This is a genomic window from Flavobacterium sp. (assembly GCF_031363805.1).
Lineage (GTDB): Bacteria > Bacteroidota > Bacteroidia > Flavobacteriales > Flavobacteriaceae > Flavobacterium.
This window is the reverse complement of sequence record NZ_JANLVD010000242.1, coordinates 1-26277: the sequence shown is the minus strand read 5'-3', so window position 1 is coordinate 26277 and position 26277 is coordinate 1. Positions and strand designations below refer to the sequence as shown.

26 protein-coding genes are annotated in these 26277 nt (G+C 31.6%); 17 read left to right on the top strand and 9 right to left on the bottom strand.

Going from position 1 to position 26277, the window contains the following annotated elements; all coding sequences use genetic code 11:
- On the bottom strand, positions 1–950 hold a 950-nt coding region (locus RMN92_RS12735), incomplete at its 3' end, for an ATP phosphoribosyltransferase regulatory subunit (RefSeq protein WP_309609820.1).
- A gap of 166 nt (positions 951–1116) precedes the next feature.
- Between RMN92_RS12735 and RMN92_RS12730 the strand changes: the two genes are divergently transcribed.
- Complete coding sequence (locus RMN92_RS12730; protein ID WP_309609819.1) at positions 1117–2358, top strand: ABC transporter permease; 1242 nt, start codon at positions 1117–1119, stop codon at positions 2356–2358.
- Positions 2359–2361: 3 nt separating this feature from the next.
- Here the strand turns inward: RMN92_RS12730 and prmC are convergent, their stop codons facing one another.
- Entirely contained in the window at positions 2362–3231 is an 870-nt protein-coding gene (gene prmC, locus RMN92_RS12725) for a peptide chain release factor N(5)-glutamine methyltransferase (RefSeq protein WP_309609818.1), read from the bottom strand.
- Positions 3221–3727 carry a GNAT family N-acetyltransferase gene (locus tag RMN92_RS12720; RefSeq protein ID WP_309609817.1) on the bottom strand — a complete coding sequence of 169 codons (507 nt, stop codon included), beginning with the start codon at positions 3725–3727 and terminating at the stop codon, positions 3221–3223. Before RMN92_RS12720 ends, prmC begins: the two co-directional genes overlap by 11 nt.
- Before the next feature lie 28 nt (positions 3728–3755).
- Here RMN92_RS12720 and ribD point away from each other — a divergent pair, with 28 nt between their 5' ends.
- The 5 genes from ribD (at position 3756) to RMN92_RS12695 (ending at position 7288) form a co-directional block, all read left to right on the top strand.
- Complete coding sequence (ribD, locus tag RMN92_RS12715; protein WP_309609816.1) at positions 3756–4763, top strand: bifunctional diaminohydroxyphosphoribosylaminopyrimidine deaminase/5-amino-6-(5-phosphoribosylamino)uracil reductase RibD; 1008 nt, start codon at positions 3756–3758, stop codon at positions 4761–4763.
- Positions 4756–5364 carry an HAD family phosphatase gene (locus RMN92_RS12710; RefSeq protein ID WP_309609815.1) on the top strand — a complete coding sequence of 203 codons (609 nt, stop codon included), beginning with the start codon at positions 4756–4758 and terminating at the stop codon, positions 5362–5364. The genes ribD and RMN92_RS12710 overlap by 8 nt, the downstream gene beginning before the upstream one ends.
- Positions 5365–5373: 9 nt before the next feature.
- Positions 5374–5988 (top strand): YigZ family protein, encoded by a 615-nt coding sequence (locus tag RMN92_RS12705; RefSeq protein WP_309609814.1) that lies wholly within the window; start codon positions 5374–5376, stop codon positions 5986–5988.
- 124 nt (positions 5989–6112) lie between these two features.
- Complete coding sequence (locus tag RMN92_RS12700; protein WP_309609813.1) at positions 6113–6517, top strand: hypothetical protein; 405 nt, start codon at positions 6113–6115, stop codon at positions 6515–6517.
- Between the two features lie 384 nt (positions 6518–6901).
- Positions 6902–7288 (top strand): hypothetical protein, encoded by a 387-nt coding sequence (locus tag RMN92_RS12695; RefSeq protein WP_309609812.1) that lies wholly within the window; start codon positions 6902–6904, stop codon positions 7286–7288.
- Between the two features lie 22 nt (positions 7289–7310).
- Here RMN92_RS12695 and RMN92_RS12690 read toward each other — a convergent pair whose 3' ends face one another.
- Positions 7311–7712 (bottom strand): thioesterase family protein, encoded by a 402-nt coding sequence (locus RMN92_RS12690; protein WP_309609811.1) that lies wholly within the window; start codon positions 7710–7712, stop codon positions 7311–7313.
- 199 nt (positions 7713–7911) lie between these two features.
- Here RMN92_RS12690 and dnaA point away from each other — a divergent pair, with 199 nt between their 5' ends.
- Genes dnaA through RMN92_RS12675 form a run of 3 tightly spaced genes read left to right on the top strand, consistent with a single transcriptional unit; the run spans position 7912 to position 10531 of the window.
- Positions 7912–9339: a chromosomal replication initiator protein DnaA gene (dnaA, locus tag RMN92_RS12685; RefSeq protein WP_309609810.1), complete on the top strand. Its 1428-nt coding sequence runs from the start codon at positions 7912–7914 to the stop codon at positions 9337–9339.
- A gap of 3 nt (positions 9340–9342) precedes the next feature.
- On the top strand, positions 9343–9804 hold the full coding sequence (locus RMN92_RS12680; protein ID WP_309609809.1) for a low molecular weight protein-tyrosine-phosphatase: 462 nt from the start codon (positions 9343–9345) through the stop codon (positions 9802–9804).
- Entirely contained in the window at positions 9797–10531 is a 735-nt protein-coding gene (locus tag RMN92_RS12675; RefSeq protein ID WP_309609808.1) for an SAM-dependent methyltransferase, read from the top strand. The genes RMN92_RS12680 and RMN92_RS12675 overlap by 8 nt, the downstream gene beginning before the upstream one ends.
- Here RMN92_RS12675 and RMN92_RS12670 read toward each other — a convergent pair.
- The 4 genes from RMN92_RS12670 to dapF all read right to left on the bottom strand — a co-directional run bounded on the left by RMN92_RS12670 (position 10528) and on the right by dapF (position 13885).
- Entirely contained in the window at positions 10528–11169 is a 642-nt protein-coding gene (locus RMN92_RS12670; RefSeq protein ID WP_309609807.1) for a peptidoglycan-binding protein LysM, read from the bottom strand. The two genes, RMN92_RS12675 and RMN92_RS12670, sit on opposite strands and share 4 nt — an antisense overlap.
- Positions 11170–11482: 313 nt before the next feature.
- Positions 11483–12523 (bottom strand): endolytic transglycosylase MltG, encoded by a 1041-nt coding sequence (gene mltG, locus RMN92_RS12665; protein ID WP_309609806.1) that lies wholly within the window; start codon positions 12521–12523, stop codon positions 11483–11485.
- 11 nt (positions 12524–12534) lie between these two features.
- Entirely contained in the window at positions 12535–13068 is a 534-nt protein-coding gene (locus RMN92_RS12660) for a GNAT family protein (RefSeq protein WP_309609805.1), read from the bottom strand.
- 31 nt (positions 13069–13099) lie between these two features.
- Positions 13100–13885 carry a diaminopimelate epimerase gene (gene dapF, locus RMN92_RS12655; RefSeq protein WP_309609804.1) on the bottom strand — a complete coding sequence of 262 codons (786 nt, stop codon included), beginning with the start codon at positions 13883–13885 and terminating at the stop codon, positions 13100–13102.
- A gap of 341 nt (positions 13886–14226) precedes the next feature.
- Between dapF and RMN92_RS12650 the strand changes: the two genes are divergently transcribed.
- The gene (locus RMN92_RS12650; protein ID WP_309609803.1) at positions 14227–15618 is read left to right on the top strand and encodes a Do family serine endopeptidase; all 1392 of its coding nucleotides are present in this window, start codon (positions 14227–14229) and stop codon (positions 15616–15618) included.
- A 264-nt stretch (positions 15619–15882) separates the two neighbouring features.
- A complete protein-coding gene (locus RMN92_RS12645; protein ID WP_309609802.1) occupies positions 15883–17331 on the top strand; it encodes a glyceraldehyde-3-phosphate dehydrogenase in 1449 nt (482 codons plus the stop codon).
- 205 nt (positions 17332–17536) lie between these two features.
- On the opposite strand, the gene RMN92_RS12640 is transcribed toward RMN92_RS12645, so the two are convergent.
- Complete coding sequence (locus RMN92_RS12640) at positions 17537–19126, bottom strand: peptide chain release factor 3 (RefSeq protein ID WP_309609801.1); 1590 nt, start codon at positions 19124–19126, stop codon at positions 17537–17539.
- A 140-nt stretch (positions 19127–19266) separates the two neighbouring features.
- Here RMN92_RS12640 and RMN92_RS12635 point away from each other — a divergent pair, with 140 nt between their 5' ends.
- The 6 genes from RMN92_RS12635 to RMN92_RS12610 all read left to right on the top strand — a co-directional run bounded on the left by RMN92_RS12635 (position 19267) and on the right by RMN92_RS12610 (position 25976).
- The gene (locus tag RMN92_RS12635; RefSeq protein ID WP_309609800.1) at positions 19267–19632 is read left to right on the top strand and encodes a fructose 1,6-bisphosphatase; all 366 of its coding nucleotides are present in this window, start codon (positions 19267–19269) and stop codon (positions 19630–19632) included.
- A gap of 10 nt (positions 19633–19642) precedes the next feature.
- The gene (locus tag RMN92_RS12630) at positions 19643–20452 is read left to right on the top strand and encodes a cell envelope biogenesis protein OmpA (RefSeq protein WP_309609799.1); all 810 of its coding nucleotides are present in this window, start codon (positions 19643–19645) and stop codon (positions 20450–20452) included.
- Positions 20445–20936 carry a Rab family GTPase gene (locus RMN92_RS12625; RefSeq protein ID WP_309609798.1) on the top strand — a complete coding sequence of 164 codons (492 nt, stop codon included), beginning with the start codon at positions 20445–20447 and terminating at the stop codon, positions 20934–20936. The genes RMN92_RS12630 and RMN92_RS12625 overlap by 8 nt, the downstream gene beginning before the upstream one ends.
- Complete coding sequence (locus RMN92_RS12620; protein ID WP_309609797.1) at positions 20933–22444, top strand: response regulator; 1512 nt, start codon at positions 20933–20935, stop codon at positions 22442–22444. The genes RMN92_RS12625 and RMN92_RS12620 overlap by 4 nt, the downstream gene beginning before the upstream one ends.
- A gap of 170 nt (positions 22445–22614) precedes the next feature.
- The gene (locus RMN92_RS12615; protein WP_309609796.1) at positions 22615–24585 is read left to right on the top strand and encodes a peptidylprolyl isomerase; all 1971 of its coding nucleotides are present in this window, start codon (positions 22615–22617) and stop codon (positions 24583–24585) included.
- Positions 24586–24611: 26 nt separating this feature from the next.
- The gene (locus RMN92_RS12610) at positions 24612–25976 is read left to right on the top strand and encodes a peptidylprolyl isomerase (RefSeq protein WP_309609795.1); all 1365 of its coding nucleotides are present in this window, start codon (positions 24612–24614) and stop codon (positions 25974–25976) included.
- The last annotated feature ends 301 nt before the right edge of the window (positions 25977–26277 follow it).

The window sequence follows — 26277 nt, the reverse complement described above, 5'->3', positions numbered from 1 at the left end:
TAATTTAATCCTCGAGCCAGGGTTACATCTAAATCTAAAATTGATGATGACAATCCTAAACTCGAAACGTTATCGCAAATAAATTGCAATTCTTGAACGCCTTTTATTCCTTCGATAGATTCGGAAAGTAAAGCTGATAATTTTTCTATTTTTTCAGTAATAGTACCCGTAAAATTGAATAAAGGTTGTACTTTTTTTATTGCCGATTCAGAAATTCCTTTCTCCATCATTTCTTTTTTAACGCCGTCCTCGCCTATTTTGTCGAGTTTGTCGAGTGCGACTGTAAAATCGATTAATTTATCGGAAGCACCGATGACTTCGGCTATTCCAGATAAAATTTTTCGGTTGTTTATTTTAATGGTTACACCTGTAAGTCCCAAATCGGTGAAAACCGAGTCATACAGTTGTACCAATTCTACTTCTTGCCACAATGATATGGAACCAACAACATCTGCATCGCACTGAAAAAACTCTCTAAAACGCCCTTTTTGCGGTCTATCGGCACGCCAAACAGGTTGAATTTGATAGCGTTTAAATGGAAATTCGATTTCGTTTTGGTGTTGTACAACATAGCGCGCAAAAGGAACGGTTAAGTCATAACGAAGGGCTTTCTCCGATATTCTATTTGTAAATTTATTTAACTCAATTAGTTCTTTAGTCGAAATTGTTTCAGCAGAGTTTGCCCGAAGTGCATCCAAAGATTCTGGCAATTCAATTTTAAGCTTTTTATCATAAAAAAAATTTCCACTATTCAATATCTTAAAAATCAATCGATCGCCTTCTTCCCCATATTTCCCCATCAAGGTTTCAGAGTTTTCAAAGGATGGTGTTTCTATAGGCTGAAAACCAAATTTCTCGAAATTGGTTTTTATTTTTTGAATAATATATTGACGTTTGGCTACTTCGGCTGGCGAAAAATCTCGGGTTCCTTTTGGAATGCTAGGTTTCATTAAATTTTAGATATTAGATATTAGATTTTGGATTCTTGTTGGGAAATCTGACATCTAAAATCTAATATCATAAATTGAACCGCAAATATCTTACTTTTAAAACTATTTATAAAATTTACGAGAAAAACTTGTAACAAAATTTACAAATTCTTGTCAAATGCATACTATGCTTGGATTATTTAAAGAAAATGTAAAAATTGCATTGGGTTCTATTCGGACGCAGTTGCTTCGTACGATACTTACAGTGCTTATTATTGCTATTGGCATCATGGCATTGGTGGCTATTTTGACCGTAGTTTCTGCATTGGAAAATACAATTTCTAACGATTTTGCTTCTATGGGTTCGAACACTTTTACCATAAATCAGTATGATAATTTAAGTAGAACAAATGACGGTGGTGAAGTCGAGAAAATAAATCCAATAATTACTTACGCTGAATCAAAATCATTTAAGGAAAATTTCAACTATCCGTTTACAAATACTTCTATTTCATTTACAGCAACCACGACGGCCGAAGTAAAATATGAAGAAGAAAAAACCGATCCGTCAGTTTCTGTTGTGGGTGTCGACGATTATTTTATTCCAAATTCAGGTTTGGAAGTAGTAAATGGTAGAAATTTTACTGGTTTCGATATTGCCAATAACAGCTATGTTTGCGTTTTAGGTTCAGATTTTAATAAAATTCTTTTTAAAGATTTGAATCCAGTAGATAAAACCATTTCCGTTCGTGGCGCAAAATTCAAGGTTATCGGAATTCTTAAAGAAAAGGGTTCCACTTTTGGGAACAGCCAGGATTTAAGAGTTATGATTCCAATTCAAGTCGCAAGAAGTTTGTTTACGCAACCAAACATCAATTATAAAACCAGTATTATGGTTGATAAAAAGGAATTGTTGAACGAAGCAGTCGACAATGCTGAAATTGAAATGCGAAAAGTTAGAAAATTAAGCCCAATTGAAGATATAAATTTTGGTGTGTCTAGAAGTGACGATTTGATTAATAAAATTCTTGACATTACCCAATATTTGGGACTTTCCGCTTGGGTTATTGGCATCATTACCATATTTGGATCGTCAATTGCACTCATGAATATTATGTTGGTTTCCGTAACCGAAAGAACGCGAGAAATTGGCGTTCGTAAAGCTTTGGGCGCCAAAAAAAGCACAATTGCTTTCCAGTTTTTTATGGAAACATTGGTGATTGGTCAGCTTGGTGGAATTTTGGGAATTATATTAGGGATTTTGATTGGTTATGGCATTTCGAGCCTAATAGAATTTAAATTTGTCATTCCTTGGTTGGCCATTATTGCAGCCTTTGTGGTAAGTTTTATAGTAGCCGTGGTTTCTGGTTCTTATCCAGCTTTGAAAGCAGCAAAGTTGGATCCAATTGAGGCTTTGAGGTATGAATAGATTTCAGATTTCAGATTTATATACCACACATCGAATCATTCTATCGTTTCCATAAATATCTTTTCTAATTTCAATGTTTTTGAAATGCATTTGTTGCAATAATTCTACCATTTCATTTCCTAAATATTGATTGATTTCAAAATACAATTGTCCGTTTTCCGAAAGGTTCTTTTGAGCCAAATGCGCAATTTTTCTATAAAAAATCAAGGCATCATGATCGTCTACAAAAAGTGCCAAATGCGGTTCATAGTCCAAAACATTTTTGTTTATCTCCTTTTTTTCTATATTTCTAACATACGGCGGATTGGAAACTATAATATCATATTGTTGTTGCAAATTTTCAGTTTTCAATATATTTTCTTGAATAAAAATTACTTTTACCTTATTTGTTGAAGCATTTTTTTTGGCTGCAGCCAATGCATTCTCGGAAACATCTATGGCATAAACTGCAGCATTTGGAATATTTTTAGCCAATGAAATGGCAATGCAACCACTTCCTGTACCAATATCTAGAATTTTTGGTTTATTTGTTGATTCGGTTATTGGGTTATTTGACAGAATCCATGAAACCAATTCTTCCGTTTCTGGGCGTGGAATGAGTACATCATTATTAACTTCAAAATCTAAATCATAAAAACTAGTAGTTCCCAATATGTACTGTATTGGAATTTGTTGTTTCAACTTCTCAAGAATTTCATTCCAAGTTTCTATTTCAGCTTCAGAAAATTTTAAACCAATATTCAGTGCCAAATCTATTCTTTTGAGTTGGTGTTTGTTTTCTAAAATAATATAGAAAAAACTTTCTACTTCACCAACATCATAAATAGATGAAAGCTGTTCTATGAACTGATTCTTATATTCTTTAATTAGCATTATTTTTTGAATTTAATAACTTTATCATCCAAACAGGGCAACTTGTATGTCCCGTATTTCCCAAAGGTTCATTAAGATATTCAAACCCTACTTTTTGATATAATTTCTGAGCAGCTTCCATATAAGGCATGGTTTCGAGATAGCACTTTTGGAATCCAAAAGCAGTAGCACTTTCAAGACATTTATCCATCAATTGTGTTCCCAAACCCAATCCGCGTGCTTCGGGCAAGAAATACATTTTTTGCAGTTCACAAATATTCTCAGATTCATTTTCTAATTGTGCTATTCCCGCGCCACCAATAATTTTATTGTTATTTTCAACTATAAAATATATTGATTTTGAGTTTTGATAAGTTTCAAACAACAAATCCAAATTTGGATCGGCGTAAGCAGTACCCACTTTTGGCGCACCCATTTCCATTAAAACATCCCGAACTATTTGTGCAATGGCTTGATTGTCTTTTTGTTGAATTTCTCTAATTATAATTCCGTTCATTCTAAAAGTAATATCTTATTTTTGTGATGTGAAGATACACGAAAAATATATAAATCGTTGCATTCAACTGTCCAAAAACGGATTGGTTGCTGCCATGCCAAATCCATCGGTTGGAGCAGTTATTGTTTTTGAAGATAAAATTATTGGCGAAGGTTATACTTCTGTCTACGGTGGAAATCACGCTGAAGTGAATGCTATAAATTCAGTAATTGACAAATCATTATTATCAAAATCAACTATTTATGTAAGTTTAGAACCTTGCAGTCATTTTGGGAAGACACCACCTTGTTGTGATTTAATTATAAAATTTAAAATTCCAAATGTAGTAGTTGGAACTGTGGATCCAAATATAAAAGTTGCTGGAAACGGCATAAAAAAACTAATGGAAGCTGGTGCAAATGTAACTGTTGGAATTTTGGAAAACGAATGTAAAGAATCCAATAAGCGATTTTTCACCTTTCATAAAAAGAAACGACCTTACATTATACTAAAATGGGCAGAAAGTATGGACGGATTTATTGCGCCATCAACCAAAGAAAATAAAAAACCAGTTTGGATTACCAACCAATATTCGCGGCAATTGGTTCACAAATGGCGAAGCGAAGAACACTCAATTTTAGTGGGAACCCAAACCGTTATTGATGATAATCCAAAGTTGGATGTACGAGATTGGACTGGAAAAAATCCAATTAGAATAGTTTTAGATCAAAACAATCGAATTCCAAAAGAAAGTCTTATATTTGATAAATGTGCTAAAACTTTATTGATTAACAGTGAAATTATATATTTTAATGAAAATATTGCGTTTCAAATCACAAAATATTTATTTGACAATAGTATTCAATCGGTAATAATTGAAGGTGGATCTCAAACTTTGCAGACTTTTATAGACTCAAATTTATGGGATGAAGCCAGAATTTTTAAGGGGAGAGTTACTTTTAAAAACGGTGTGAAAGCTCCAACTTTTAAAGGAGATTTTAAAAATAGCACAAAAATAAACAATGATGAACTTTTAATTTATTCGAACAATGATTGACACTATTATTTTTGATTTTGGTGATGTATTTATAAATCTTGACAAACAAGCGTCTCTTACTGCATTAAAAAAGCTAGGATTGCCTTCTTGGAATGAAGATTTAGAAGAACTAAACCAACAATTTGAAAGAGGAAAAATAACAGAAGTTCAGTTTATGATTGGCTTAAAAAAACTGATTCCAAATGCATCAATCGATGATCTTAGAGCCGCATGGAATTCTGTGTTGATAGATTTTCCATTGCACAGATTAGAATTTTTGGAACTTTTAAAAAGAAAATACCGTCTGTTTTTACTAAGCAATACCGATGAAATTCACATATCAAAATTTGAGCATAAAGTGGGTGCTACTTTTGCAAGAGAGTTTTACCAATGTTTTGAAAAAGTCTATTTTTCGTTTGAAATTGGGATTAGAAAACCTGATCCTGAAGCTTTTAAGTACATCATAAACAAACATGATTTATCAACCAAACGCACACTTTTTATTGATGACAAAAAAGAAAATACAGACATTGCAGCTTCCTTAGGAATGCAAGTCTGGAATATAACTCCAGGTAAAGAAGATGTAGTAGAGCTTTTTGATAGAAAAATATTACCTAGATAAATTATTTTTTTGGAAATTCAAGATACTTATTTAACAATTGCATCACCTTCTGCCGAAGTTTTATTTAAAGAAAAAAACAGTAAATTTTTAGGTTATGCTTTTCCAATTGCTTCGGATCAAGAAGTTAAACCACATATTGAAAATCTCAAAAAGCAACATTTTTCTGCTGGACATTTTTGCTACGCTTATCAATTAGGAACAGATAAAATTCAATACCGTACCAACGATGATGGCGAACCCAATAATAGTGCAGGAATGCCCATTTACGGACAAATTCAATCTTTTAATCTAACGAATATTTTGGTAGTTGTTGTACGCTATTTTGGCGGTGTCAAACTGGGTGTAGGCGGATTAATCAGTTCTTATAAAACTACTGCACAATTGGCAATTGAAGAATCTCAAATTATAGAAAAAATCATTACCATTCACTTTTTACTCAAATTTGAGTATAAAAATATGAATAAAATAATGAGGATTATTAAAGAAAAAAGTATTACCATTGTTTCTCAAAACATGACTGAGAATTGTCAAATTGAAATTTCGACACGAAAAAAAAATGCCAAAATTATTTTTGATCTTTTTAATGATCTTTTTGAAGTTGATATTGAAAGAATTAGTTTTTGATGAGTTAATAATCTAAACCAAAAAATTGAAATGAATATTTTTATGTAATGTTTTCAATTTTAAATGGGTTTTGAATTTTAACCGAAGAATAATTAAATCCTGAAATAACATAACCAATTAAAATATGACACTTAATAAAATGAAACGACTTTCTTTATATAAATTGCTTTCATTTTATAACTTGTTTAAAATAGTTTTACTGGGAGTAAATTTATTATTTGTGTACAAATATAGTGTAAGACAAAATTTTATTCCAGCAGGATTGTATATGTTGGTATTTATACTTATTTTCACTCCCATTCTTTTCATGAATAATTTTGAAATTAAATTTGTAAATAAATTTAATCTTAAAAAAATATACAAAATCGCTAGTGTTTTAATTGCATTAGTATTATTTGTGATTATTTATAATATTGATGGGAATAAGCTTAATGTTGATAGATGGTCAGCAATGGATGTGGGTATAGAAGCACTATTACATGGTAATTATCCATATACCGCAACAGATCATTTAAACGGTAGAACTTGAAACTTTCCGGGATTGTTACTAATTGGAATTCCGTTTTATTTGTTAGGAAATGTTGGTTATCTACAAATCTTTACATTTTTACTGGTCTGCTACACGCTTTATAACTATCTAGAAATAATAAAGGCTATTAGATTTATGATTGTACTGCTAGTTTCACCTGCTTACTGGTGGGAAATATTTGCAATAAGTGATTTATTAAGCAATGTAATAATAATATTTTGTTTTATTATTTATGTAAATCAAAATTTTAAAAATAATATTTATAAATATCCAATTATTTTAGGTGTGGTTTCCTCAATTTTAGTATTAACACGAGGTATAATTTGGATTCCTATGATATTGTTCTTATTTAGAGATTTTTGGTTTCTTAAAAATTTGTCTAAAATGAAATTCTTCATTTCGTTTTCAATTACAACACTTTTATTAATCCTATCAGTTATTGTAAGTTGTCCTAGTTATGATTTATTAAAAAAATATAATCCACTCCTTTTGCAAACAAGCAATTTGCCCAAATACATTCATATTATTGCAATTTTGCTTCCATTTTATTTTTCTTTTAAAATTAACAAATTTGAAGTAGATTTTTTTAAATTTACTAGTATTTTGATGTTTGTACCAGTTTTATTGGCTTTTATTTTAAAGTTCAATAAATACAATTTTAACGAGATTATTGTTGATTTAAGATTTGATTTATCGTATTTAACCGTGATATTTCCATTCATGATTATTTATATAGTTGATTATAATAAAATTAATTCGTTGACTAAATAAATTTATAAATTCAAAACAAATATCACAACCCATTCAACTTCTCCAGCACATAATCTGGAGGCAATGTTGGACGACCAGATTTCATGTCAACAAACACCAAAACAGAGTTGCCCGTTGTTAACAACTCATTTTTATCATTGTGTATTTCGTAGTCGAATTCTATCTTAACTGAAGATTGATTTTTCAATATGGTTTTCACTTTTAATTCATCATCATACCTTGCAGGTTTTTTATAATTCATAGTCAAAGAAACTACCGGAAGCATAATTCCATTTTCTTCCATCCATTTGTATGAAATCCCTAGGTTTCTCAACCATTCTACGCGACCCATTTCAAAATATTGCGCATAATTTCCGTGATAAACCACGCCCATTTGATCGGTTTCTGCATACCTTACACGAACCTTAATTTCGAACTCTCTCATTAATTTTAGTTATATTAATTTGACATTTTATTTACAATTATTTAAACCCGCTTACAACATTTTTTTTTAAAAATCAATAGGTTAAAAATTTTTTTTTAACGATTTTAAAACTCATATTTGCTATCCCAAATTACACAAAAAAGACGTTGGCTTTTTGTACAGTAAAACCGTAATAATTCAAAATATAAGAATGCACATAATGAATAAAACCGCAGAATCAGTCTGGGACAACTGTTTATCTTTTATCAAAGATAATATACAGGAACAAGCATACAAAACTTGGTTTGAACCAATCAAGTCCGTAGAGCTTACAGACAATGCGCTTTATATTCAAGTGCCTAGCAAATTCTTTTATGAATGGCTAGAAGAACATTATGTAAAACTTTTAAAAGTTGCATTAACTAAAGAACTGGGCAAAAATGCAAAGTTACTTTATAAAATCAAAATGGAGAACACTTATGGCAATAAACTTCCATTTACTGAACAATTGCCAAGCGCACATAGATCTCCTGTAAAAACACAAGAAATAGATGTTCCTGTTCAACAAAAAAATCCAGAATTAAAAAACCCATTTATAATTCCAGGCATAAGAAACCTAAAAATAGAATCTCAACTAAACGCAAATTATAGTTTTGATAATTTTTTAGAAGGCGATTCCAATCGTTTGGCTAGATCAGCTGGTATGGCTGTGGCAAACAAACCAGGTGGCACTTCATTCAACCCATTGTTGATATTTGGTGGAGTTGGACTAGGAAAAACACATTTGGCTCATGCCATTGGAGTAGAAATTAAAGACAAATATCCAGAAAAAACAGTGTTGTATATTTCTGCTGAAATATTCACACAACAATATATAGATTCTGTAAAAAGAAATACAAGAAACGATTTTATACATTTTTATCAATTAATTGATGTTTTGATTATTGATGATGTACAGTTTCTATCTGGAAAAACTGGTACGCAAGATGTGTTTTTTCACATATTTAATTATCTTCACCAAAACGGAAAACAAGTTATTTTAACCTCAGACAAAGCACCAGTTGACATGCAAGATATCGAGCAACGCTTGCTATCACGTTTCAAATGGGGACTTTCTGCGGAGTTGCATCAACCAGATTACGAAACAAGAATTTCGATCTTAAAGAATATTTTATATAGAGACGGTGTTGAAATACCTGATGAAATTATAGAATATGTAGCAAGAAATATCAAATCAAATGTTAGAGAATTGGAAGGTGCTATCATCTCTTTAATTGCACAATCATCTTTTAATAAAAAAGAAGTTACTATTGACTTGGCGAAACAAGTAGTTGAAAAATTTGTCAAAAATGTAAAACGAGAAGTTTCCATAGATTACATACAAAAAGTGGTTTCCGATTATTTTCAATTGGATTTAGATACTTTGCAGTCCAAAACCAGAAAACGTCATGTTGTTCAAGCAAGACAATTGGCCATGTTTTTTGCAAAGCGTTTCACTAAAGCGTCACTCGCAAACATTGGTTCTCAAATTGGCGATCGTGATCACGCCACAGTATTGCATGCTTGCAAAACTGTTGATAATTTGGTTTCAACCGACAAGCAATTTAAAAAATACGTAGAAGATATTCAGAAAAAATTATCGCTATAAAAAATGGCTGTTAAAATTTTAATGGTTTGTTTGGGCAACATCTGTCGATCGCCATTGGCTGAAGGAATATTGCGTTCAAAACTACCTGAAAACTTTATTGTGGATTCGGTTGGAACAGGAAATTGGCATATCGGACATTCACCAGACCCAAGATCCATAAAAATTGCCAATCAGAAAGGAATTGATATTTCAAATTTAAAAGGAAGACAGTTCTCTTTACATGATTTTTCAGATTTTGATTATATTTATGCCATGGACAATCAAAATTATAAGGATATAATAGGCTTAGCTACAACAGAAGCTCAAAAATCCAAAGTCAAACTTATTCTCAACGAACTATTTCCCAATGAAAATGTAGATGTACCCGATCCTTATTTTGGATTAGAAAACGGTTTTGAAAAAGTGTATCATATGCTAGATGAAGCTTGTGAAATAATTGCTAAAAATCTAAAAAAAAATGTCTGATATAAACCAAAAATTGTTACTTGGAAAACTATATCTGATTCCAACTTCACTGGGCGAAATGAATCATGAAGATGTGCTTCCACAAACAATTAAAAGAAGCATAGATTTGATTGACTATTATATTGTTGAAAACGAAAAAACAGCTCGAAAGTTCATTAAACAAGTGCAACCTGAAAAAAAACAACCAGATTTAAAACTTTTTTCGCTAAACAAACATACTGAAACCAAGGAACATCTACAATTTATAAAACCATTGCTTCAAGGTTATCATGTTGGACTTATGAGTGAAGCAGGTTGTCCTGGTGTAGCAGATCCTGGTGCAGCAATTGTTAAACTGGCGCATGAAAAAGGAATCCAAGTAGTACCTTTAGTTGGTCCTTCTTCCATTTTATTAGCTATAATGGCTTCTGGAATGAACGGACAAAGTTTTACATTCAATGGCTATTTACCTATAGACAAAACGGAAAAAAAACAAGCAATTAAAGGTTTAGAGAAATTGTCATTTGAAAAAAACCAGTCACAATTATTTATAGAAACACCTTACAGGAACACTAAATTACTGGAAGATATTCTGCAAACATTGCAACCAAATACTTTGTTGTGTGTTGCTTGCGATATTACTTTGCCAACAGAATTTATTAAAACTTATTCTGTAAGCCATTGGAAAAAACAAAAGGTCGATTTACACAATCGACCTACTATTTTTATTATTCACAAAATGTATTAATAATGTTTTGCTTTTGCTTTTTCGTTTGGTTCAATAAAACTAGTATCATAACCTGCAAAATCATTTAAATATTCCATAATTGAAGTGCCATAACCATCCTTAAATTTTCTACGACCATTGGATTTTAAGAATTTTTTAACTGATCCAGCCCCTCCAAGATGAGCAGCCGCCAACATTCCAGATTCTGTAATTTGAATGCCTGAAATAATTTTTCCAGAATATCTTTCAATTTCTTTACGCAAATCCCATTTGTTGCGGGAAAGATTTGCTAAAAAAGCTTTTTCTTGCAATTTTCTATTGAACAAAAATGCTTCGGTATCTCGAATTCCAAGAATTCTTAAAGTTTCTGTCCCAAATTGATATTTGCCTAAATAGCCTAATGTATTTACTTTATTGTATTTGCAAAGCGACTCTTTTGCGGCTAAACTTTGTTGAAAACCTATAAAAGTTTTTCCAGTAAAAGGGAAATTAAAAAAAGTTTGATTGAGTTCAATTTCAGTGGGAACTGTATAAAAGATTTCTTCCTTTTCGAATACATGAAACCAAGTAAATATTTTTGATTCAAAAGGCTTAAAACCTGAACTTAATATTGTAATTGCGGAAAATAATCCGACATAATATATTTGTTTTCTCGTCATAAATTGTTTTTCTTTCTAAATCCAAAACAGAAGCCATTTAGAAAATTTCTACGGAACAAATTTAAGCACGAAAGTTAACTTATTGTAAAATAACAAGTTAAAATTTTCTAAACGCAAATTTGAATCTTAGTTAATAACTCTGAGAACAAGTTATAAAACAAGGGTTAAGCAAAATTCAATTGTTAATAAATAATGAATTAAATATATTATTTTATGTTAAAATACAGATGAAATGCAATTTTAATCGGCAAAAAAGACTTGAAATTATTGAATATTTTAATTATTAGCAATTTTAATGATTAATAATGGGAAATTATCTAGTAACACCTTGATTTGCGATCCATTCTCTATATTTTTTGGCCCAAACACCATGTTCTGCAAAAGTTTCAGCAAACTCATGGTAACCAAAACGCTCTACACTTGCACAAAAGTAAATGTAATTATGCTTTTCTGCATTTAAAACAGCATCTATTGCCGAAATGTCTGGCATAGCAATTGGTCCCGGTGGAAGTCCAATATTTAGGTAGGTATTATAAGGTGAATTTATGATTAAGTCTCCTGAAAAAACACGTTTTATCACTTGATTAAAATCGTTGTCACGTTTTTTTAAAGCAAAAATAATCGTTGGATCTGCTTGCAAAGGCATATCGAGTTTCAAACGATTCAAATAAACTCCAGCTACTCGTGGTCGTTCGTCTATTTTTACAGTTTCCTTGTGAACAATAGCTGCCAATGTGATCACTTGTTCTGGAGTCATATTGAGTGCTTTGGCTTTTGCTTTTCTATCATCATTCCAAAATTTCTTGTATTCGTTTGCCATTTTTTCTCTGAACTTTTCTGGCGAAATATTCCATTTGACTTCATAAGTATTTGGTATAAACATGCCCAGAATTGTTTCTTCATTAAAACCATTGGCTTTCATAAATACACTGTCACGAAAACTATTAATCATGGTTGTACTATCAATTTCCATTTGCGATGACAATCTTGAAACCAACTTTTCTAAGCTTTCTTGGTTATTGAATGCCAAATTCAACGGTTCATTGTGCCGAAGTGCGGTTACCATTTCAAAACTATTCATTCCTTTTTTAAACATGAATCTGCCAGGAAAAACATTTTCTGAATAGGAACGTTTTTCGGCAACCGATTTGAATTTTCCGATATCTTTTACAAAAGGTTTTATTATTTCCAAAATTTGATCGTAATCAGATCCCGTTGGAATTTTGACATATATTTCTTTTTCTGGAAAATTGGTATTTGCCGAAAATATACTTTTATAAATAATAAATCCGACGATAAGTGCCACGGTGAAAAGGATTCCAATAACTATTCCTGCTTTTTTCTTTTTGTTCAAAATTAAAAATTTTAAATGTTGTTGTTTATCAATTGAAAAAGATTTTCATCATAATATTTTCCTTGATGAAAATTCCAATCTTTTTTTGTGCCTATTTTTTGAAAACCAAATTTAGTAAAAAGGGTCGAACTTGGCTCATTCTTGCTACCAATATTTGCATACAATTGATGCAGATTCAGTTTGCTAAAACAGTAATTGATTAAAAGTGACAAAGCTTCTTTTCCTGAGCCTTGATTTCTGTTTTCGCTTTCGTTAATGACGATGCCAATTCCTGCTCGATTATTTTTAGGATCGAAATCAAATAAATCGATTAAACCAATTGGTTTTGCTACATTATTTTTACAAATTGCCAAACGCAATTGCTTGGCTTCGTATATATCTTGATGGGCGTTTTCTAGATATTGCTTGATCAAATATCTTGAATATGGCGTTTGAGTGTTGCTCACTTCCCAAATAGATTCGTCGTTTTCGATAGTAAAAACGAACTCCAAATCTTCTGGTTCGAGTGCGCGAAGGTGGATGTTGTTTCCTTTTAATGTTATCAACTCTGGATATTTAGATTATTCGATTGTTAGATTATTCGATTGTTAGAGTGGTTTCAAAAACAAAAGTTGCTGGTCCTTTTAGAAAAACGTTTTTATAGATTCCGTTTTCTTCTACAAACGAAACCTCTAGTTTTCCACCTTGTACGTTTATTTTAATGTTGTTTGAATATGTCATCTTTGTGGCGTGCATAGCAATGGCTACCGCTGTTGCTCCTGTTCCGCAGGATAATGTTTCGTCTTCCACGCCACGTTCGTAGGTGCGGATAGAGAATTCATTATTAGAAATTTGGGTTACAAAATTAACATTGCTTCCTTCTTGCCCATATAAATCGCTGTACCGGATTTTTGAACCTTCGGTTTTTACTGCTACATTTTCTAAATTTTGGACTCTTATTATATGATGTGGCGATCCTGTATTTAAAAACGTATAGTCTGTATGAATTTTAATTTCGGAAACATCGATCATTTGTAAAGAAACAATGTCATTTTTGTCGATTGTGGCATGATGCAAACCATCAATTGCGATGAAAGTTGCGCTGTTTTCAATTATATCTAACTTTTTGGCAAAAGCTATTATGCAACGACCACCATTTCCACACATGCTACTTTGGTTGCCATCGGAATTATAATAGACCATTTTAAAATTGGTAGTTTCGTCATTTTCTAATAATATTAATCCGTCTCCACCAATGCCAAATCGTCGGTCGCAAAGTTTTTCAATAACTTTGGTATCATTTTTGGGAAAATGTTGTTCACGATTGTCAATCATTATAAAATCGTTCCCTGTTCCTTGGTATTTATAGAATGTGAATTGCATTTTTGGATTATTCGTTTGTTTGTTTATTTGATTATTTGAAAAGATTCTTAGAAACAATACTGATAAATTTTTAGCCCTGATGGAAGTGGAAATCCTGTCATTGCGAGGAACGAAGCAATCAAATCGTAAGATGGCGCCCGTTCCTCGCAATGACAGATTGCAACGTACAGCAGGAATAATGTTGAATAGAAACTAAAATGTTTCTGCTCCTAAAAAATTCAACACAAAGCTACGAAATATTAATGATAAGTTAAATGATGTTAAACGAGCGTTAAACCAATTTTTGTATTGAAATAAAATTTTATTTTTACGTTAATATTTTAAACTATTATAAATTAATTATGAAAAAATTTGCAAGTTTATTTTTTGTGTCTTTGTTAAGCGGAGCTACAACGCTGGGTGCTTACAAATTGTTTATGGAAGAGGGTTCTTCAAGTTCAAAATTATCTGTTGCGACCGAGAATTTTAGTAAAAACGTTGGTTTATCTGCTGAAGCTGTAGATTTTACAGCAGCGGCTGAAAAAGCGGTTCACAATGTAGTGCACGTAAAAAATATGACTGTTTATAATGTGCCCAGCAATCCAATGATGGAATTTTTCTATGGTACACAAGGAGGCGGTGGACAACAAACTCAAGTTGGAACTGGTTCGGGTGTAATTATTAGTGAAGATGGCTACATTGTAACAAACAATCACGTGATTAAAGATGCAACGCAACTAGAAATTACCTTAAATAATAATAAAACATACAAGGCCAAACTGATTGGGACCGATAGCAAAATGGACATTGCTTTGCTAAAAATTGATGCCAATGAAAAATTGCCTTATGCAACTTTTGGGAATTCGGATACTATAAAAGTAGGTGAATGGGTTTTGGCGGTTGGAAATCCGTACAACTTGACCTCGACAGTTACTGCTGGAATTGTTTCGGCCAAAGCGAGAGATTTAAATAATACTGGCATACAATCTTTTATTCAAACTGATGCTGCTGTAAATCCTGGAAATAGTGGTGGTGCTTTGGTAAACACTCGAGGAGAATTAATTGGCATCAATACAATGATTTCGTCACAAACTGGTTCTTACGTAGGTTATTCCTTTGCTGTGCCCTCCAATTTGGCTCGTAAAATTGTTGAAGATTTGATGGAATTTGGAAATGTACAACGCGGCATCTTGGGTATTGAAGCTGGCGAATTAAACAGTGCCACATCCAAAGAATATGGTTTTAAAGAAACTACTGGTGTATTAATAGGTAAAGTTTCTAAAAATTCTGGTGCGGAAAGTGCTGGACTAAGAAAAAATGATATCATCACCAAATTAGATGAAAAAAGTATTTTATCGTTTGCAGATTTGACTTCGTACATTAATACCAAAAGACCAAATGATGCTGTAAATGTGGGTATTATTCGTGATGGAAAAAATATGTCGGTTTCTGTCAAGTTGTCTAAAAAAGAAATGATTAATTACGAACTCAAAGGTATTGAACTTGAAGACCTGGATAACGTTGATATGAAGCGTTTCCGTATTGATTATGGTGTAAAAGTAAAAGATATTACCAACGAAGAATTGGCGGAATATGCGGACCAACTTAAAGGCGGCGTGATTTTAAAAATTGACAATATTAAAGTAAATGATATTGAAACTGTCAATAAAATTTTAGCTAAAAAATCAGAAAACCAGCGTTCACAAATTGAAATGCTGACAGTGAATGGGCAGTTGTTGCGGTTTTTATTGTAAGAAGTTAAAATATTTACCGCGAATTCGCGAATTTGCGGTACAGAATTTTAAATAATTTGATATATAGAATAAATTAGACCAGCCCCATTTTAGGCTGGTTTTTTTTATTAAAAATTCTAATACCAATTCCACAAACTATCATAAATTTTTTTTTCTGTGATAATTTTTGGAATCTGTGTTTAAAAAAGTGAAAAAATCCTTTACGAAAACGTTTGAAATATATACTTTTGCGCCAATCTAAACAATAACTTATTTACTTAACAAATGAGCAACACAACGGTTTACGAAAAAGAAATTGCTTTTCAAGCTGACAGGCGAAGAGCTGGTGTAGAATTAATTAAAATTATTAGCGATTTGTGGTACGATAAATCTATCGAAATGGTGCTTTTTAGAAACCAATTGATTGATAGAAATGTGAGCGATATTATTAATCTTCATGAATATGCCGGCGAATTTGTTGGCAAACCCATTTCGGTTTTTGATTCGGTAGAAATTGCCAAAGCCATTTTGTCACTCGATTTGCCACCCGCAAAACTAGATATAGGCAAACTGACTTATGAATTTCATTTAGAAGAAAACAAATACAACAACGCCAAAGCGTTTGTTATAGACAAATTGAAATTGGCGAAAGACTTTAAAAACAACATACCAAAAGATGTTGTTTTGTATGGTTTTGGAAGAATTGGTCGATTATTAGCTAGAGAACTCATGTCGAAAATGGGCAAAGGAAACCAGTTGCGTTTGCGTGCCATTGTGACTCGAGATAAAAACGATGCTACTTCTCTTGAAAAAAGAGCATCACTTTTGCGATACGATTCAATTCACGGAGATTTTCAAGGTTCCGTCGTGGCCGATGTGGAAAATAATGCTTTGATAATTAATGGAACAACCGTTCATATTATTACAGCAAACCAACCCGAAGATATAGATTATACTACTTTTGGAATAGACAACGCCTTAGTGATTGACAACACAGGTGCTTTTACTACGCAAGAAGCTTTGGCTAGACATTTAACTTCAAAAGGTGTGGACAAAGTATTGTTAACAGCCCCAGGAAAAGGAGTGCCAAACATTGTTCATGGTGTGAACCAAAAAGAATACAATCCAGATGAAGTCAATATTTTCTCGGCTGCATCTTGCACAACAAATGCTATTACTCCTATTTTAAAAGCTATCGAAGATACTTTGGGTGTTGTAAAAGGACATTTGGAAACCATTCACGCGTATACAAACGATCAGAATCTGGTCGACAATATGCATAAAAAATACCGTCGTGGTCGTGCTGCCGCACTCAACATGGTGATTACCGAAACTGGTGCTGGAAGTGCAGTGGCAAAAGCTTTGCCGAGTCTAGCTGGAAAATTGACCTCGAATGCTATACGTGTGCCTGTTCCAAATGGTTCGCTTGTTGTTTTAAACCTCGAAGTAAGCAAGAAAACTTCGGTGGAAGCTGTAAATGAAATTATGAAAAAATATGCGCTTGAAGGCGAATTGGTGGAACAAATTAAATATTCGTTGAACAACGAATTGGTTTCATCTGATATTGTAGGCACTTCGGCTCCATCTATTTATGATAGCAACGCTACGATAGTTTCTGCAGATGGTCAAAATATTGTGTTGTATGTTTGGTATGATAATGAATATGGATATAGTCATCAAGTTATTCGTTTGGCAAAATATATTGCCAAAGTAAGAAGATATACGTATTACTAGAATTTTAGGTTTTTATAAGAAAAAAATTACCACAGATTACATATTTTTAAATTCTGATTCTGTGGTAATTTTTTTGGATCATTTTAAAAATTAGAATTTGTAATTATCAAACCTAATAAAAATTTGACACTAATTTCACTAATTTACACAAATTAATTCGTGAAAATTAGTGCAATTCGTGTCTTATCTTTTGTAAATTAAATCTTTACTCAAATTCGGAAGTAAAAAACAACTTCACATTTGGAAATTTGCTTTGTGTCATTTGAATGGTAAAATCGCTATCGGCCAAAAAAACCAATTGTTTGTATTTGTCATGCGCCAAGAATTTCTGCTTTATTCTACAAAATTCTCTAAATTCTTCGCTTTTTGGATCGGTTGGTTTTACCCAGCAGGCTTTATGAACTGGCAAATTTTCGTAGGTACATTTGGCACCATATTCGTGCTCCAATCTGTATTGTATAACTTCATATTGTAAGGCTCCAACGGTTCCAATAATTTTTCTGTTGTTCATTTCAAGGGTAAACAATTGTGCTACACCTTCATCCATTAATTGGTCTATACCTTTGTCCAATTGTTTGGCTTTCATAGGATCGGCATTATTAATATACCTAAAATGCTCTGGCGAAAAACTCGGAATTCCTTTGAAACTCATTTGTTCGCCTTCTGTCAAGGTATCTCCAATTTTAAAATTTCCCGTGTCGTGCAAACCTACAATATCACCTGGATAGGAAATATCAACAATTTCTTTCTTCTCGGCAAAAAAAGCATTTGGACTGGAAAATTTTAAATTTTTACCCTGTCGCACATGTAAATACGGTTTGTTTCTCTCAAAAGTACCGGAAACGATTTTCACGAAAGCCAGACGATCGCGGTGTTTTGGATCCATGTTGGCGTGTATTTTAAATACAAAACCACTCATTTTTTCTTCCTTAGGATCTACCAATCGGGTTTCCGATTCTTTTGGCCTTGGCGTCGGGGCAATATCTATAAAGCAATCCAATAATTCTCGAACGCCAAAATTATTTAAAGCCGAACCAAAAAATACAGGTTGCAGTTTCCCATCCAAATAATCTTGTCGGTCAAATTTAGGATATACTTCGGTGATTAGCTCCAAATCATCACGCAACGTATCAGCAGGTTTCTGACCAATAATTTTTTCCAATTCTGGACTTTGCACATCAGAAATTGCCACAACATCGTCAATATTTTTTCGGCTATCGCTACTAAAAAGATTGATGTTTTTTTCCCAAATATTATAAATACCTTTAAAATCGTAACCCATTCCTATTGGGAAACTCATTGGCGTAACCGTCAGACCTAGTTTTTGTTCCACTTCATCCATCAAGTCGAAAGCGTCCTTCCCTTCCCTATCCAATTTATTGATGAAAACCAAAATAGGAATTTTTCGCATTCTGCAAACGGCAACTAACTTTTCTGTTTGTTCCTCCACACCTTTTGCCACATCAATGACAACAATAACGCTATCCACGGCGGTTAAAGTTCTAAAAGTATCTTCGGCAAAATCCTTGTGTCCAGGTGTATCCAGAATATTTATTTTTTTGTCTTTGTAAACAAATGCAAGCACAGAAGTAGCAACAGAAATTCCTCTCTGACGCTCAATTTCCATAAAATCTGAGGTAGCGCCTTTCTTAATTTTATTGTTTTTTACCGCTCCCGCTTCTTGAATAGCACCCCCAAAAAGCAATAGTTTTTCTGTGAGTGTGGTTTTCCCCGCATCGGGATGCGAAATAATCCCGAAAGTACGTCTGCGTTCAATTTCTTTTAAAAAACTCATTTATTTTTAATTTTTGCAAATATAGTAATTAGGTTTCTTTTTATGTAGGTAAGAAAAAAAAATAGCATTTTTTAGTTTTGTGTAAGGAGAACAAGTAAGTTTTATTATATTTACACCTCTTAGAAAAAATTACAAATACAATGTCGAAAAATCAAGTTAAAGGAGAGCAAACTTCTACAGCAGTAAATTCACTTGAATCACAAGAAAGATTAGAGGCGATAAAAAACTTAATATTTGGAGAAAATATTCAACAAATAGATAGTGATTTTAGTTCTGTTAAAAATTTAATTGAAAAAAGGAAAGAAGAATTGGAAGCTTTTATAGAAGCTACAAGCAAAGAACTTCATACTTTGATTGATAATTTATCTACAGATGTGAATATCAGAATTACAGATTTGGAAGATAATTTGAATGAAAAAATTGATTTGTTTGATCACAAAAAAGTGGATAGAAATTCACTGGGTACATTGTTGGTTTCTCTTGGTGAAAAAATAATGAAAGACTAATACTTTCATCATGAACGATTCTGATAAATTATTAATCTTAAAAAAACTACTTCTTGCTGAAGATCGGGATTTTGCCAATGGAATTTTGCAAAAACTTGAATCGCTAGAAAATACTGTCAATATTGAAGAGAATTTGTCTGAAAAAGTAAATCCTATTATAGATAAAAAAATAGAAGATTTTGTAGCATTGATGCCTAAAAAACTGGGACCAACTATAACCGAAGCGTTGGATTTTCAGATTAAAAATTCTCAAGATAAAGTGGTCGATGCACTATTTCCTATCATTGGAAAAATGATAAAAAAATACATTCAACAAGAAATGAAAATCTTATCTGATAATATTAATAATCAGGTTCAATCAACTTTTTCGGTATCAGGAATTAAAAGCAAAGCAAAATCTATGTTTAAAGGTGAATCAAAAAAGAAAAGAATTTTTGATGAACTTTCAAATTGCAAAATTGAACAAATATTTATAGTCGAAAAAGGTTCGGGCGCACTATTGTCCAGCACTTCCAACGATGATAGTATTGATGATGATATGGTGGCTGGAATGCTCACTGCAATAAAAAGTTTTGTTGAAGATGCTTTTGCCAAAAAAAATCAAAGCTTAGAACTTATTCAATACGAATTGTATAACATTCATATTCAAAATTTTAACACCTATTATATTGCAGTTGTTATTTCTGGTGTTTTTGATGCCACTTTCAAAAACAATTTAGAAAATAAACTATTTGATTTTGCGACTTATCATATAAAAAATGATTTATCGAACGGAATTTACCTATCAGAAAAATTACAGGAGTTGTTAAACCATGAATAAATCAAAAAAAATAGTTTTGGTAGGACATTTTGGTGTTGGAAAATCATCATTGATTCGCAGATTTGTATCTAATTCATTTTCAAATGATTACAAAGTAACTATTGGTGTCCAAATTTTAAAAAGAGAGATTGAAATTGACCAAAAAAAAATAACTTTCATTATTTGGGATATTGAAGGTAAGGAAGCATTACAAGAAATAAGACCATCCTATTTGCTAGGAACATCAGCATTTATATATGTTGTAGACGCCACAAGAAATGCAACATATCTAGATTTTAACAATGAAATTAAGTATATAAAAAATAATTTTCCAAACATTGGTTTGGTAAGCGTGGCTAATAAGTCAGATCTAATAAATGAAAAAGATTTTAGAGCAGAAATTGCTAAACAAAATCTTGTTATCGATTTTTTTACGAGCGCCAAATCTGGAGAAAATGTGGATGCTATTTTTGAAAAACTAGCCATTAATTTTTTAAATGAATGAAAGAATCTGAAATCATACAGAAGTATCTTTTAGATAAAATTCAAACCATTAGTTTGGACAAAAATGGTATTATTACCGCATCAAATAATTCACTTTTTGAAGCCACAGTAGGCAAAGACATTAAAGACTATCACCCATTTTTTGAGTTGACAAGTTATCTTTTTTTAAAGGATAATGATGAAATTACTTTTCATACAATTACGCTAGATTTTACTCGAAAAACGATTGTTTCAGATATTATAATTAGTACTGGAAACAAAATTGATAATGGTAGTATTATTATTTTTGACTATTCAGAACACTACACATCAGTTCAAGAAGTTACGCAACAAAAGAATGAAATGTTTATAAAAAACTTTTTCTCTTCGCAAAAAATACTCAAAGCAGAAGAAGAAAGGATTTTAAAAAATAAAATTTTAGCCAATATTACAAACGATTTAAAAACGCCAATTTCATCAGTCAAGGCGCTATTGGATCTTTTTAACAATAATAGCTTAACTTTTGAACAAAAAGGATTGCTAAAATCTATTCAAACTTCCACCAATCAGGTCAACAGAATAATAGACGATGTTTTGGAATTGACAAAATCTGACATTGGCATTCTGAATATTGAAATGGCAACTTTTGATTTTGAAGATTTAATAAAACACATTGAAAAACAATCGCAAGCAGAATTTTTGGATCTGGATTCCGTAATCCAAATTACAAAATCACCAAGAATACCAAGACATCTAGTTGGCGATTCTAATAGAATATTGCAAATAATTACCAACTTACTTCGCTTCATATTTTTATCTAGCCCAAATGAAAATGTGCATTTAAATATTGAAATTGATAATTTAAGTCCCAAAAAAGTTGGTTTAAATTTTACATTAAAATATTTTGAAAAACAAACACATGAACTCGCTTCCGCAGAACAATTAAATAAAAATGTTCTATCAAATTCAAAACAAAATAATTTGCATTTGGAACTTGCAAAAAATATAATTATACTTCTTAATGGAAATATAAAACTACAGAATAGCCAAAAAGAATCTTATATAAAAATATTTTTGCCTTTTGAAATTGATGTGCTTAAAAGTAAAGATATTGCGAGAAAACAAGCATTCCATAAAATTGAAATCGTAAAAAATTACACTGTTTTATTGATTGATGATATAGAATTAAATCAATTAATTTTAATGAAATTGCTATTGAATCATGCAGGGTTTTATATAGATATTTCTTATCAAATGGAAAATTCAGAAACATTAATTAGTAAAAATAATTACGATTTAATTTTTATAAATCTACAAACAAAAACTTTAGATGGTTTTGAACTAATCTCAAATATTAGAAATAATAACAATAAAACTATAAAAAAAACACCAATAATAGCATTATCATCTTTTGAAACAGAAATTGAAAAAAAAGCATGTAAAAAAATCAAAATTAATAGCTACTTAATCAAACCATTTACAGCAGAAGAATTGTATTCAAATATTTACAATGCATTGAAATTGGTTTGATGAATGGATCAACACATTCAGATTCACAAATAAACCAATAATTTCGTTTAAATTTTTGTTAATACACACCAATATAGTTGTATAATGTATCTGAATTGCTATTTTTGTTTTTTTATTAAAAATAAAACTATATATACTAACAAAAAGCATTAAAAAATAAATTATTAAGAATGAAAATTAACAAAATAATTTTAGGTTTATTACTCGCCACAAGCGCTTTATCATTTGGACAAACAGATAAAAAAGAAGTACTTTTCACTGTTGATGAAAAACCATATTACACTGATGAGTTTTCTAGAGTTTATAATAAAAATATCGATTTGGTAAAAGACGAATCTCAAAAAGATTTAAACCAATACTTAGAGCTTTTTGTAGGATACAAACTTAAAATAAATAAAGCCAACAAAATTGGTTTGCAAAATAATGTCAGATATATAAATGAACTAAAATCTTACAGAACACAATTATCTAAAAACTATACCTCAGACACCAAAGTAACAAAAGCTTTGATTGAGGAAGGATATGCAAGATCTCAAAAAGAAATTCGTGCTTCTCATATTTTATTTACACTTGACGAAAATGCAGCTCCTACCGATACTTTAAAGGTATTCAATCAAGCATTGGATGTTAGAAAAAAAGCATTGGCTGGTGAAGATTTTGAAACACTAGCAGTAAAATTTTCTCAAGATCCATCTGCAAAAGACAACAAAGGCGATTTGGGCTATTTCTCTGCTTTCAGAATGGTTTATGCATTTGAAAGTGCTGCATTTAAAACCAAAGTTGGCGAAATTTCTATGCCTACTCGTACACGTTTTGGATACCATTTAATCAAAGTAGTCGATTCAAAAAATAATCCTGGCGAAGTAACCGTTGCGCACATTATGATTGCAAAAGGAGCTACGGATACTCCTGCTGATGCAGAAAAAGCAAAATCAACCATACAAGATATTTACAGCAAATTAAAACAAGGAGAAAACTTTGAAAGCTTAGCGGGTCAATTTTCGCAAGACAAGAGTTCAGCTCCAAAAGGTGGCGTTTTGCCTAGATTTGGTTCAGGTCAATTGAGCTCCAATGAATTTGAATCTGTCGCTTTCGGTTTGACTGCACCAAACTCTTATTCTGAACCATTTCAAACTCAATTTGGATGGCATATTGTTAAGTTAATTGAAAAACATCCTATAAAAACGTATGAAGAATCTGAAAGAGATTTGGATTCTAAAATTAGAAAAGACGATCGTTCCAGATTGATTACCAATTCTTTGAATGAAAAACTTCGCAAAAAATATAAATTTACTAGAAATGATAAAACTTATAATAAAATAGTAAGCTTAGTAACTGACAAATTTTATACTTCAGAATGGTCTTTACCAAAAGATTTGAAAGAATATAATGAAACATTATTAACTATAGAAGACAAAAAAGTTAATGAAAGACTATTCTTATCTGAACTAGAATCGCAACAAAAAGCAAATTTAAAAATAAAACCAGTTGCCAAACTAGTAGATTTTGTTTATCAGAATTTTGTAGACACACAACTTACAGAATATTATAATGACAATTTGGAAAAAGAATTTCCTGAATTTGCCAATGTAATTGAAGAATACAGAGATGGTTTGCTACTTTTTGATTTAATGGAAAAAGAAATTTGGGACAAAGCCAAACAAGATACATTGGGTTTAAAAAATTATTTCAATGCCAATAAAGAAAAATACCAATGGAAAAATAGAGTCGAAGTTTTAACAGCTTCTTCAACCAAACAGGACATGGTTAAACAGGCTAGAAAATTGTTGAAAAGCGACAAATCTGCCGATGCAATTAAGGAAACCTTAAATACAAAAGAGGTTGTTAATGTCATGACAAAACAAGAAACGCTGGAAGAAGGAGCCACCGGATTTACAAAAAATGTAAAAATGAAAGTTGGCGTTTCCGACGTTTATAAAGAAGGTGATTTTTATTTTGTAAATAAAATAACCAAAATAATGCCTGCCGCACCAAAAACATTGGATGAAACTCGAGGTCGCGTCATCAACGACTACCAACAATATCTTGAAGACAACTGGGTTTCAGACTTAAAAAAAGAATTTAAAGTCAATGTAAATCAAGAAGTCTTTGCAAGATTGAAATCTACAATGAAAAAATAATAAAAAAGTCAATAAATAATTTTATAATGAACATATTAAAAAGTAATAAATTAAATTTTATCCTATTATTTTTCATCTTTATTTCCATGAGCGTTTCTGCGCAAGTGAAAAAACAAAAAGTCGATGGAGTTATTGGTGTAGTGGGAGATTATGTTATTTTAGATTCAGATATTGACAAATCATATCTTGAACTAAAAAGCCAAAATATTGATATAAAAGACATTCAACGTTGTCAAATGTTTGGTAAACTGCTTGAAGATAAACTCTATGCGCACCAAGCTATTCAAGACAGTATTGTAGTTTCAGATGCCGATGTAAACACCAAATTAGACGAACAAGTGAATTACATGGTAGAACAATTGGGTTCTATGGATAAAGTGGTTCAATATTTCAAAAAACCAAACGAAGCAGATTTTCGATCAGACCTTTTTGAAATCATTAAAGTGAACAGATTAACGTCAGAAATGCAAAAGAAAATTGTAGATCAAGTAACCATAACTCCCGAAGAAGTTCGCGATTTTTTTAAAAAAATTCCAAAAGATGATCTACCAGTTTTTGGTGCCGAAATGGAAGTAGCACAAATTGTAATAAAACCTGTGGTTTCCAAAGAAAGCAAACAAATTGTAATTGATAAGCTTAAAGAAATCAAAAAAGAAGTTCAAGATGGTGCCAGTTTCTACGGAAAAGCGGTTCTTTATTCCGAAGATCCAGGATCTAGTTCGCAGGGTGGATTTTATAAGATGGACAGAAAAACACAATTTGTAAAAGAATTTAAAGATGTCGCTTTTAGTTTGGAAGAAGGTCAAATATCTGAACCTTTTGAAACAGATTTTGGTTTTCACATTATATTTTTAGAAAAAATTCGTGGTCAGGAAGTCGATTTGCGTCACATTGTGATTTCACCAAAAGTTACAGACGAAGCACTCAAAGCTGCCAAAGAAAAAGCCACTCTGATTCGTTCAAAAATCGAGGACAAAAAAATCACATTTACAGAAGCCGCAAGAACCATGTCCGACGAAAAAGAAACCAGAAATGATGGTGGCACTTTAACAAATCCAAAAACGCAAGATACACGTTTCGAGCTCACCAAAATGGATCCATCATTATATGCACAGGTATCTAACTTAAAAGACAATGAAATCTCAGAACCAATAGTCGATGAAGGTCGTACTGGTGGAAAATTTTACAAAATTATAACTGTAACCAACAGATTTGAGGAGCACACGGCAGATTATTCAAAAGATTACACTCGTTTGAAAGAACTAGCTTTGAAAGAAAAACAAATCAAAGCCATTGCAAAATGGTCTGAAGAAAAAATCAAGGAAACTTACATCAAAATCAATGGCGAATACCGCGATTGTGTTTTAACAAACAATTGGTTGAAAAAATAATAGGAGCAAATGGCTTGGGCTTTTTTATCCGCAAATCATTTTCCTGCTGTACGTTGCAATCTTTTTGTGATTTTGTCCTTCGACAAGCTCAGGATGACAAAACCACAAAAAGGATTTCCACTTCCATCAGGGCTAGAGTAAAAAGTATAAATTCGCATCATTCTAAATACACTTAAATATACTGATAATTAATGTTTTATATATTTTAATGTTTATTTCAGTTTATCAAAATACATACAAATTCGCATTTCGTTGACTATTTGTTGTCTATGTAAAACTTATTTATTTACCTTTGTTCGAG